A 10483-nucleotide genomic window follows, 5' to 3' on the forward strand; every position below is an offset into this window, starting at 1 on the left:
ATTTAGGTTTTATGGGGATTTTAAAAGGTTTATTGCAGCCTCATAGGAATTTTAATAATAAATTCTGCACCTTTCCCCGGTGCAGAAATACACTGCAATTCGCCTTTATGTCTTACTGTGATTATTTGATAGCCAATCGATAAACCCAATCCCGTGCCTTTACCTACTGGTTTAGTGGTAAAAAATGGATTAAATAACTGGTTCCTCACCGATTCTGTTATTTCTGGCCCGTTGTTGCTAATTGGGATTTCTACCACTTGACTCTCTAAAACTTTGGTAGAAATTTTGATGAGGCGACGATCAGCTTCATTGGCTGCAATCGACTCGCTGTGGCTGTCATCTTCTAAAGCATCAATAGCATTAGCCAGGATATTCATAAACACTTGATTTAGCTGTCCTGGATAGCACTCTATTTGGGGTAAATTGCCATATTCTTTGATAACTTGAATTTTCGCCAAACCTGGCTTAGCATTCAATCTGCTTTGCAAAATCATCAGTGTGCTGTCAATTCCTTCGTGAACGTCGGCTAATTTCATTTCTGCTTCGTCATGGCGCGAAAAAATTCGCAGCGACTTGACAATACCGAGAATGCGCTCGGCCCCGTTTTTCATAGAAATTAATATTTTTGGTAGGTCATAGATAATAAACTCTAAATCTACAGACTGGAGTTTTTCTTTAAGTGTGGGTAAGGGATTCGGATACTGCTCTTGATAGATATTCACCAATTCTAGCAAACTATCGGCATACTCGCGAGCGTGAGTAACATTCGCGTAAATAAAGTTAATCGGATTGTTGATTTCATGAGCAACCCCAGCGACTAATTGCCCCAAAGATGACATTTTTTCGCTTTGAATTAGCTTTGATTGAGCCTGCTGCAATTCAGACAAGGCTTGTTCGAGCTGTTGAGTTTGAGACTTTAACTCTGCGGTGCGTTCCTCAACTCTAATTTCTAATTCTTCTTTAGATTTTTTTAGTGCAGCTTCTGCTAATTGCCGCTCGACAATTTCCGATGCTAGGAGTCGGTTGGTCAATTCTAACTGTTGAGTTTGAGACTTTAACTCTGCGGTGCGTTCCTCAACTCTAATTTCTAATTCTTCTTTGGCTTTTTTTAGTGCAGCTTCTGCTAATTGGCGATCGACAATTTCAGCTTCTAGGAGTCGGTTGGCGGATTCTAACTGTGCGGGACTGGGAAGTGCTAGGGCTTGAGGCATTAAGTCTACCAAAAGTATGGCTGTAGCAAAGGAAATAAGGGCAGTAATTGCTTTCATTGTTCCTGAAAGCCAATAGGTAGGATGCCAAAGTGTCCAGAGTTCAAATATGTGAGTGATGCCACAGGCGACGATAAAGGTTCCAAACAGGGCAAAGATCCAATTAAATGGCAAATCTTCGCGTTTGGAAATAAAATAAACCAATGTAATCGGGATGGAAAAATACGCGAGTGCAATTATAGAATCTGAGGCAAGGTGAAGCCAGACTAACGGGGTATGCCAGAGATAGCAGTGGCCGTGAGGAATAAATGGCCCGGAACTAAAAAAAGTTTTCCACATTTCCTGCATAATATTTCCTTTGAGTTGTGAGAAAATGGACTCGGACTGGTGCCAATTAATTGCAACCAGGGGTTTCTTTCACCTGCGGCTTAATCACCTATGCGTTCATATTCTCTGCTAGCTTCCGCAAAAATCAATCTGTATCTGGAAATCATAGGCGATCGCCCCGACGGATATCACGAACTGGCGATGGTACTTCAAAGTATAGATTTAGCCGATCGAATTGACTTACGCGCGATCGGTACGGACACGATTCGCGTGCGCTGCGATCACCCGCAAGTCCCTCCTGACAAGAATAACCTGGCCTACCGGGCGGCGGATTTGTTGGCGAAGCAATTCCCCGATGCTTTGGCGAAATACGGCGGAGTCGAGATTGCCATTCACAAGCAGATTCCAGTGGCGGCGGGGCTTGCCGGCGGTTCGGCCAATGCGGCCGCGGTTTTAGTCGGGATGGATTTGCTGTGGCAATTGGGACTTACTCAGTCGGAGTTGCAAGAGTTGGGGGGAACTTTGGGTTCGGATGTGCCTTTTTGCATTGCTGGAGGTACGGCTTTGGCAACTGGTCGCGGAGATAAACTGTCGCCGCTGCCTGATTTGGGGGGCTTTTCTGTGGTGTTGGCCAAGTACCGCAATCTCAGTATTTCTACTGCATGGTCGTATCAAACTTATCGCCAGCAGTTCAGTAGTTCCTATTGTGCAGCGGAAGATTTGGTGTGTCGCCGGCAACGGCTGCATTCGGGCCCGATGGTGGGGGCGATCGCCCAAAAAGATCGATCGAAAATTGGTCAATTGCTGCACAACGATTTAGAAAAAGTTGCTTTGCCTGTGTACCCGCAGGTGTTGCAGTTGCGGCAGGCTTTTGAGTCGGCGGGGGCTTTGGGAACGATGATGTCGGGTTCCGGGCCAACGGTGTTTGCGCTGGCCGAGTCTTCAGAGCAGGCTCAGCAAGTTATGGAACGGGTTAAAAGTGCGATCGCTTCTCCAGATTTGGATTTTTGGGTAGCACAGTTTAGCAATACTGGAATTCAGATTTTTTCGGAGGGAAACGAGACGAAACCGCCGATTTCGAGGGTGTAACTCGAAGAGGGTGCGATCGCGATCGCCCGTTAAACCTGTCTAACAGGCGAGGGTCAAGATTAATCTAACTTTTCGCAGAGTCTATTGAGATCGAAGAACTGATAATATGTCATGCAACAGGGATTTTAGTTTTGGTGAATTAACCAGAAATCTAAAATCTAAAATCTAAAATCTAAAATCGCCATGACTGATTTAACTAATCCAAATTCTACTTCTAAACCTCTGAGTTCGGCTGGAGATGCAACCTCTGCATCTTCCACGCCGCCGACGATTTTGCGGTGCGTGATGGGTTCGCTGATCGCGGGTGGCTTTGCGGCGGCTTTGTACGCGCTAACTTTGTCTATAGTCCAAACTTTTGCAAATTCCCCCATTCATTCTGACAATGTGACTGCGATTAACATTGGCGCGGCTGTGCGAACTTTAGTTATGGGGATTGTGGCTTTGGGCGCGGGTGTTTTTGCTTTTGCATCTTTGGGTTTGATGCTGCTGGCTGTGCAACTTTTGATTCAAAAGTTGCTGAAAAAACCCACAGGTTGAAGTCTACAGGTTGAAACCATCGGGATACACAAATTCTCCTCCGCAAGGCAAAGACTGAATAGTAAGATCGAAGCAATGGAATTATTTACGATCGGACACTCCAATCTGAGTATTGAAGCGTTTGTTTTGCTGCTGCAACAACACGGAATTACGGCGGTTGCGGACGTGCGATCGCATCCTTTTAGCCGCTATTTACCTCATTTTAATAAATCCGAAATTAAAGCTTCTCTGTCAAGTGTCGGCATTCAATATGTTTTTTTAGGCAAAGAGTTGGGCGCGAGACCAGAGGATTTAAGCTGTTACGATACTAGCGGCAAAGCTTTATACGATCGCATAGCAGCAACTCCTCTATTTTCCGAAGGAATTCAGCGCTTGATCCAAGGCGCAGCAAATTATAAAATCTGTTTAATGTGTGCGGAAAAAGACCCGATTACTTGTCATCGGACTATTTTAGTTTGCCAGAAACTCAGAGAATTTAATTTACAAATTCATCACATTCTTTCCGATGGCAATTTAGAATCGCACCAGCATTTAGAAGAAAGACTTTTGAGCAAGTTTAACAAAGGCAAAAAAAATAATGAGCCAATTCAGCTAAGCTTGTTTGAATTAGAGCCTCAAGTTAAACAGGAAATAGTAGATTTAGAAACAGCTTATTATCGTCACGGATTGGAAATCGCTTATGTCACAAAAGAAAGCCATTAATTTATTTACAATTGGTTTTACTCAAAAAAGCGCCGAGCAGTTTTTTGATACTTTGATGAAAGCGGGAGTCCGCAGGGTGATAGATACGCGGCTGAATAATGTATCGCAGTTGGCTGGTTTTGCTAAGCGGAAAGATTTAGAGTATTTTTTGCGAACCATTGGCAATATTGAGTACGTTCACATTCTGGATTTAGCGCCAACTCAAGATATTTTGGATGATTATAAAAAGAAAAAGGGAGATTGGGATCTTTATGAACAGAAGTTTTTGGAGTTGATGGGCGATCGACAAATTGAACACAAGGTTTCATCGGATATTTTAGACTGCGGGTGTCTGCTTTGTAGCGAACCCAAACCTCATAATTGTCACCGCCGCTTAGTTGCTGAATATCTCAGCGAGAAGTGGAAAAATGTGACAATTAATCATCTGTGATTTAGGGAAAATATTAGATAATTGTGGGATGAATCTAAAATCTAAAATCTAAAATCTAAAATCGAATGACTCGGATAATTTGTCTCGCTAATTCCTGGAAACGCGGCGACAGGTGCATCGCCGGAATTAATGAACTTCAAGGTAAGTGGGTGCGTCCGGTTTCCGACTTACCAGATGGCCAAATTCCTAAAGAAATGCGGCAGATAAATAGACTTGAACCCGCGTTGTTAGATGTTCTAGAAATTCCTCTGGCAAAGACGGGGCCGGACTTTGGCTTTGAGTGTGAAAATCTTTCTGTTTTACCGGGAAAATGGCGGCAAGTTGGGAAGGTTCCGCCAGCATATTTGTTGAAATATTGCCAGAGTCAAGAATATATTTTGCACAACGATTTGCGATATGTTACGGTGGCATATATGCAGTCTTTGCCAATGTGCGATCGCTTAACTTTGCAATTAGTCAAAGCAGTAAGATTTACGGTAAAAAAGCTAAGTCAAAGATTTGAAGGTGGTAATAAATGGGAAGGATCTCTTGTCACGCAGCAGGGTCAAAGATTGACTGCAACAATTACCGATCCAGTGTTTATTAGAAAGTTAGAATTGGGGTATCGACCGCAAAAAGCTTGTTTGGTAACAGTGAGTTTGAGTATGCCTTGGCGGCCCGATGATTGGGAGGGAGATGACCCTTGTTGGAAGTTGATTGCGGGTGTGGTAGAGTTGCCGGAAGATGTTGTTGAGGATGAAATTTAGTTTTGATCAAAATGGGCGATCGATTATTTATTTCTTTTTATTTACCGCAAAAACTCTGTTCGTGCTATAATTCTGCGGGACTGTAGCAGAAAGGGGTGCTTTTTGATGAAAGCAGAATTTTATTTTGACTGTCACAAATATATTTGCAGTTTAGTTCAAGTAGATTTTGTCAAAGAATTAAAAATAAAAAATCATCAAGGTTTTGTTTTGGCTGTTAAGCAAGGACAAAAGATTGGACTTTTGGGAAAAAGTCGCCATAATGCTAAACAAGTTGATGTATCTAAGCCACATTTTTATAATGTAATTAAAGCGGCTATGAGCGCTTTGGAATTAGAAACTAAAAATGAGGTGATATTAGAGAGAAATCGAACTCTTGCTGATGCCGAAGAAATGATTCAGCAGCAAAACCGAGAAATTCGCGTTCTCAACGAACAGATTAGAATGCTTGGAACTAAGGTTGATGAATTGTCAAGGGAAAAGCAGCAGTTATCCATGCAGCTAGTTGACAAGGAAATCAGAGAAACTGAAATTAGTCAAGAAATTGATAACTTTCCTGCTACCGAGGAAGATTTACCGGCGGCGGAAATTGAGCATCGGATTGGAGAAGTTAAAATTAATGAAAAAATCGAAGAATTGTCTGTTCAAGCTTCTGGGTTAGCCGTGCAGTTAATCGCAAATCAACAGAATTCGGAGGAGATTGAGGAAGAGGAAGAAATCAGCGGGGGCGAGGTTGAAATTGTGGATTTAGAAATTATAGAAGAAGTAGAAGAAAATCTCAAAAAAGGAGAAGTTCAAGGAGGCGAAAGTGAAATTAAGCGACTGCCTAAAAGAGCTTCCAACAAAAGGATGAGAAAGAAATCTTAATGCTTTAGTTAGAAAATCGCTTTTAATAATCAATAAGAGCGATCGCCCTTACATACTTTTTGCAACACAAAAACCTATTCCCTGAATAATTGAGCAAAGCGCTTTAACACCTTCAGGACAGTGTACAACCCATCCTCGCTCCGCAGCGTGAATGAATACGACTCAGCATACTTAGGTGTTCCTTGATTTGTCACTTTCATGAAAATAAAATCAATGCCATTTGTGACAAATCCCAAAGCAGGTTTGTCAGGATGAGGATTTCCCAGCATATATGCTAAAGCTTGCGGAATTCCTGCTTCTAGCGAGTATTGTGACTTCTTTGCCTCAATTACCAATACCCAAAAATCCGGGGTAAAAACCAGTAAATCGAGGCGTCCTCTGACAATTGTTCCCTCATCTTCAGATTCAATTATCACCTCTTTTTCCGCACTCAAGTAAAAAGGAGCGCGATAAAAACCTGCTAGTCTTAATAGCGGAGCAAGCACAACCAATTTGACTACAGGTTCTAAGATTTCATACTCGGATAAGTGAATGTAGTCACCCTTGACTTCATCTAGAGTTTGCTTTTCCAAGTCTGTCAGTTCTGGTAAATCGTCCTGCCACTCTCGAAAAAACTGAGCATCGTCAGTGCGCTGCAATCCAAACTTTTCTATTAAGTCGCGCCGCTTGACATTTTGGGCTTGAATTATCTCCACCATAATTTTATGTCCTTGCTTTTTATTTAATTATATCCATTTGCACGTTCATCTTGCGATTTTTCTCTTGTGGTTGTGCGAGCCAACAATGTAAAATACTATTATCCTAGCATTTCCTCACCAAAATTTTCTCAGCAATTAAGTATTCCGGTATCCAGAATCTATATACCGACATGAGGATAGCTACAGGCAGAAAAATATCAACATCCTCTCCCATTTCTTCTGTGGGTAACAAGCAAAATAATTTATCAAATTCCTGTACATCAGCTTTGATGTTATCAAAGTTATCTAAAAGTTCGTCCGGCTAAATGCAGTGAATTCCTCCTTCATCTTCATAAAAATATTATTCTTCAGGCACCAATTGTGACGGTTTGAGTTCTGCCATCAGATAATCTAGCTTGTGAAACTCTGCTTCCAAAATTATCGCGGCGATATCTTCCCCGTCTTGCTGTAAGAGAATTCGATCGCCCTTGAACATCACTCGTTTAATTGTGGCGATCGCATTTTCGCAAAATTCCTCAGCAGTTAACCGAAAAAACCCCTTGCAACTCGCCGATTTTCCCCCCCCAGCCTCACCCACAACAGAATTTTGACAAGAATCCAGGGCGATCGGTAAAATTACAGGTACGATCGAACTATTGTCAGCAGCATTAAATCCTTCAGTAATTAGTCATTTGCCAACAGTCACATAATTGTTGACAATATTGCACAATAGATAAAATTGTAAATATATAGCACCTGCGTTTTTTTACCGCTTATGAATAGCAGATTCCTCGATCGACTCCACCACCCCTCACGCCCCGTCATCGTCTTCGACGGCGCAATGGGAACCAACCTGCAAGTCCAAAACCTCACCGCAGAAGACTTTGGCGGCAAAGAATACGAAGGTTGCAACGAATATCTCGTCCACACCAAACCCGAAGCCGTCGCCAACGTGCACCGGGGATTCCTCGAAGCAGGGGCCGATGTCATCGAAACAGACACCTTCGGCGCCGCTTCCATCGTGCTCGCCGAATACGATTTGGCAGACAAAGCATATTATCTCAACAAAACTGCCGCCGAACTCGCCAAGGGTATCGCTGCCGAATTTTCCACGCCAGAAAAACCTCGATTTGTCGCAGGATCGATCGGGCCAGGCACCAAATTGCCAACATTAGGACACATCGATTTCGACACTCTCACCGCCGCTTTTGCCGAACAAGCAGAAGGACTTTATGACGGCGGCGTTGACTTATTTATTGTCGAAACTTGTCAAGATGTGCTGCAAATTAAATCAGCATTAAATGCCATTGAAGAAGTATTTAAGAAAAAAGGTGCGCGAATTCCGTTAATGGTATCAGTCACAATGGAAGCCACCGGCACAATGTTAGTCGGTTCCGACATCAGCGCCGCCCTAGCCATTTTGCAGCCGTACCCGATCGACATTTTAGGCCTCAACTGCGCCACCGGGCCCGATCGCATGGCGGAACACGTCAAATACCTTTCCGAACATTCACCCTTCGTCGTTTCCTGCGTTCCCAACGCCGGTTTACCCGAAAACATCGGCGGACACGCGCACTACAAACTCACGCCAATAGAATTAAAAATGGCCTTGATGCGCTTTGTCGAAGACTTAGGCGTGCAAGTCATCGGCGGCTGCTGCGGAACCCGCTACGATCACATCCGCGAACTAGCAGAAATTGGCAAAACTCTTAAACCCAAAATCCGCGAAATTACTTGGGAACCATCGGCCGCCTCAATTTATAGCGCCCAACCCTACGAACAAGAGAATTCCTTCTTAATTGTCGGCGAAAGACTCAACGCCAGCGGTTCCAAAAAATGCCGCGATTTGCTAAACGCCGAAGACTGGGATGGTTTAGTCGCAATGGCCAGGGAACAAGTGCGAGAAGGCGCGCACATTCTCGATGTTAACGTTGATTATGTCGGCCGCGACGGCGTGCGAGACATGAAAGAATTAGTTTCCCGCGTTGTGACTAATGCCACTCTCCCTTTAATGCTGGATTCCACAGAATGGGAAAAGATGGAAGCCGGCTTAAAAGTTGCGGGCGGCAAATGTTTGCTGAATTCCACTAACTACGAAGACGGAGAACCGCGTTTTTATCAAGTTTTGGAGTTGGCGAAAAAATACGGCGCGGGCATAGTTATCGGTACAATTGACGAAGACGGAATGGCCAGAACTGCTGACCAAAAATTTGCGATCGCCCAGCGCGCATATAACGCCGCCGTCGCCTACGGAATTCCCGCCGAGGAAATATTTTTTGACACCCTAGCTTTGCCCATTTCCACCGGAATTGAAGAAGACAGAAAAAACGGCAAAGCCACCATCGAATCCATCCGCCGCATTCGCCAAGAATTACCAGGCTGTCACGTAATTTTAGGAGTTTCTAATATTTCCTTCGGCTTGAATCCGGCGGCGCGGCAAGTTTTGAATTCCATGTTTTTGCACGAAGCAATGCAAGCGGGGATGGACTCGGCAATTGTCAGCGCTAATAAGATTTTGCCCCTGGCCAAAATCGACCCCAAACACCAAGAAATCTGCCGTAAACTGATTTACGACGAACGGGAGTTTGACGGTGATATTTGCGTTTACGACCCCTTGGGCGACCTGACAACGGTGTTTGCGGGCAAAACTACCAAGCGCGATCGTACAGAAGACGCAAACCTCCCGGTAGAAGAACGTCTCAAGCAGCACATCATCGACGGCGAACGCATTGGGCTCGACATTCAACTCGCCAAAGCATTAGAAACCTATCCGCCCCTCCACATTATCAATACCTTCTTGCTAGACGGCATGAAAGTAGTCGGAGAATTGTTCGGTTCGGGACAAATGCAACTGCCATTTGTATTGCAGTCAGCAGAAACAATGAAAGCGGCAGTTGCCTATTTAGAACCGTACATGGAAAAGTCCGAATCCGGGGACAACGCCAAAGGCACATTCATCATCGCTACTGTCAAAGGCGACGTTCACGACATCGGCAAAAACTTGGTTGATATTATCCTATCAAACAACGGCTACCGAGTGATTAACTTGGGTATTAAACAGTCAGTTGACAATATCATCGAAGCCTACGAAAAGCACAAAGCCGACTGTATTGCCATGAGTGGCTTGCTGGTAAAATCCACCGCATTCATGAAAGAAAATCTGGAAGTATTCAACCAGAAAGGAATCACCGTCCCCGTAATTTTGGGCGGCGCGGCTTTGACTCCCAAGTTTGTACATGAAGACTGCCAAAATACCTACAAAGGTAAAGTCGTTTACGGCAAAGATGCCTTTTCTGACTTGCACTTTATGGACAAACTCATGCCTGCGAAATCTGCGGGTAAATGGGAAGATTTGCAAGGATTTTTAGATGAAATAGGGCAGGAGAATGGGGCGACTAAAGAAGCTAAAGCTGCGCCAGAAACTTCTGTAGAAGATCCCCAGAAAGCAGACACTCCTGTGGTGATAGATACCAGGCGATCCGAAGCAGTGGCAGCAGATATCGATCGCCCGACTCCTCCTTTCTGGGGAACGAAACTGTTGCAGGGAGAAGACATCCCCTTTGAGGAGATTTTCTGGCACTTAGATTTGCAAGCTTTAGTTGCGGGCCAGTGGCAGTTCCGCAAGCCAAAAGACCAATCGCGGGAAGAATACGACGCTTTCTTAGCTGAGACAGTTTATCCGAAATTGGAGGAATGGAAACACAAAATAATCACTGAGAAGCTGTTGCATCCCCAAGCCATTTACGGGTATTTTCCCTGTCAAGCTGAAGGCAATTCTTTGTATGTGTACGACCCAGAAATCATGGATGGCGGGCAAACAATAATCAGTGGCGGGCAAACAATAATCAGTGGCGGGCAAGATGCCCACCCCACAACAGAAAGTGGCACAGGCATCTTGCCTGT

The 10483-nt window shown here is 44.2% G+C and carries 10 protein-coding genes; 7 read left to right on the forward strand and 3 right to left on the reverse strand.

All coding sequences use genetic code 11. The annotated features are described in order from the left end of the window. Positions 1-29: 29 nt before the first annotated feature. Positions 30-1556 (reverse strand): ATP-binding protein, encoded by a 1527-nt coding sequence (locus tag QUB04_RS05255; RefSeq protein WP_333281858.1) that lies wholly within the window; start codon positions 1554-1556, stop codon positions 30-32. A gap of 90 nt (positions 1557-1646) precedes the next feature. Between QUB04_RS05255 and ispE the strand changes: the two genes are divergently transcribed. From ispE to QUB04_RS05285, 6 genes are all read left to right on the forward strand, one after another. Next, positions 1647-2624, forward strand: coding sequence for a 4-(cytidine 5'-diphospho)-2-C-methyl-D-erythritol kinase (ispE, locus tag QUB04_RS05260; RefSeq protein ID WP_333141304.1), 978 nt, complete (start codon positions 1647-1649; stop codon positions 2622-2624). A 183-nt stretch (positions 2625-2807) separates the two neighbouring features. Continuing rightward, positions 2808-3161, forward strand: coding sequence for a DUF3082 domain-containing protein (locus tag QUB04_RS05265; protein WP_333215012.1), 354 nt, complete (start codon positions 2808-2810; stop codon positions 3159-3161). Positions 3162-3236: 75 nt separating this feature from the next. Beyond that, positions 3237-3863 (forward strand): DUF488 domain-containing protein, encoded by a 627-nt coding sequence (locus QUB04_RS05270; RefSeq protein ID WP_333108399.1) that lies wholly within the window; start codon positions 3237-3239, stop codon positions 3861-3863. Beyond that, positions 3841-4293 (forward strand): DUF488 domain-containing protein, encoded by a 453-nt coding sequence (locus tag QUB04_RS05275; RefSeq protein ID WP_333281863.1) that lies wholly within the window; start codon positions 3841-3843, stop codon positions 4291-4293. The genes QUB04_RS05270 and QUB04_RS05275 overlap by 23 nt, the downstream gene beginning before the upstream one ends. A 65-nt stretch (positions 4294-4358) precedes the next feature. Next, positions 4359-5039: a dual OB domain-containing protein gene (locus QUB04_RS05280; protein ID WP_333141310.1), complete on the forward strand. Its 681-nt coding sequence runs from the start codon at positions 4359-4361 to the stop codon at positions 5037-5039. A 105-nt stretch (positions 5040-5144) separates the two neighbouring features. Next, a complete protein-coding gene (locus QUB04_RS05285; RefSeq protein WP_333281866.1) occupies positions 5145-5903 on the forward strand; it encodes a hypothetical protein in 759 nt (252 codons plus the stop codon). A 74-nt stretch (positions 5904-5977) separates the two neighbouring features. On the opposite strand, the gene QUB04_RS05290 is transcribed toward QUB04_RS05285, so the two are convergent. Next, positions 5978-6601 carry a type I restriction endonuclease gene (locus QUB04_RS05290; RefSeq protein ID WP_333281868.1) on the reverse strand — a complete coding sequence of 208 codons (624 nt, stop codon included), beginning with the start codon at positions 6599-6601 and terminating at the stop codon, positions 5978-5980. A 340-nt stretch (positions 6602-6941) separates the two neighbouring features. After that, positions 6942-7178 (reverse strand): hypothetical protein, encoded by a 237-nt coding sequence (locus QUB04_RS05295; protein WP_333281871.1) that lies wholly within the window; start codon positions 7176-7178, stop codon positions 6942-6944. 177 nt (positions 7179-7355) lie between these two features. Between QUB04_RS05295 and metH the strand changes: the two genes are divergently transcribed. After that, positions 7356-10483 (forward strand): methionine synthase (gene metH / locus QUB04_RS05300; RefSeq protein ID WP_333281874.1); only part of this gene is annotated, 3128 nt, incomplete at its 3' end.

The sequence above is a fragment of the Microcoleus sp. D2_18a_B4 genome (genome assembly GCF_036702475.1).
In the GTDB taxonomy this organism is placed as follows: Bacteria; Cyanobacteriota; Cyanobacteriia; order Cyanobacteriales; family Microcoleaceae; genus Microcoleus.

Excerpts from the sequence above, each read along its gene's own strand:
- QUB04_RS05285 (WP_333281866.1), top strand. The coding sequence starts at position 5,145 with ATGAAAGCAGAATTTTATTTTGACTGTCACAAATATATTTGCAGTTTA.
- QUB04_RS05270 (WP_333108399.1), top strand. The coding sequence starts at position 3,237 with ATGGAATTATTTACGATCGGACACTCCAATCTGAGTATTGAAGCGTTT.
- QUB04_RS05265 (WP_333215012.1), top strand. The coding sequence starts at position 2,808 with ATGACTGATTTAACTAATCCAAATTCTACTTCTAAACCTCTGAGTTCG.
- QUB04_RS05275 (WP_333281863.1), top strand. The coding sequence starts at position 3,841 with ATGTCACAAAAGAAAGCCATTAATTTATTTACAATTGGTTTTACTCAA.
- QUB04_RS05280 (WP_333141310.1), top strand. The coding sequence starts at position 4,359 with ATGACTCGGATAATTTGTCTCGCTAATTCCTGGAAACGCGGCGACAGG.
- QUB04_RS05255 (WP_333281858.1), bottom strand. The coding sequence starts at position 1,556 with ATGCAGGAAATGTGGAAAACTTTTTTTAGTTCCGGGCCATTTATTCCT.
- ispE (WP_333141304.1), top strand. The coding sequence starts at position 1,647 with ATGCGTTCATATTCTCTGCTAGCTTCCGCAAAAATCAATCTGTATCTG.
- QUB04_RS05290 (WP_333281868.1), bottom strand. The coding sequence starts at position 6,601 with ATGGTGGAGATAATTCAAGCCCAAAATGTCAAGCGGCGCGACTTAATA.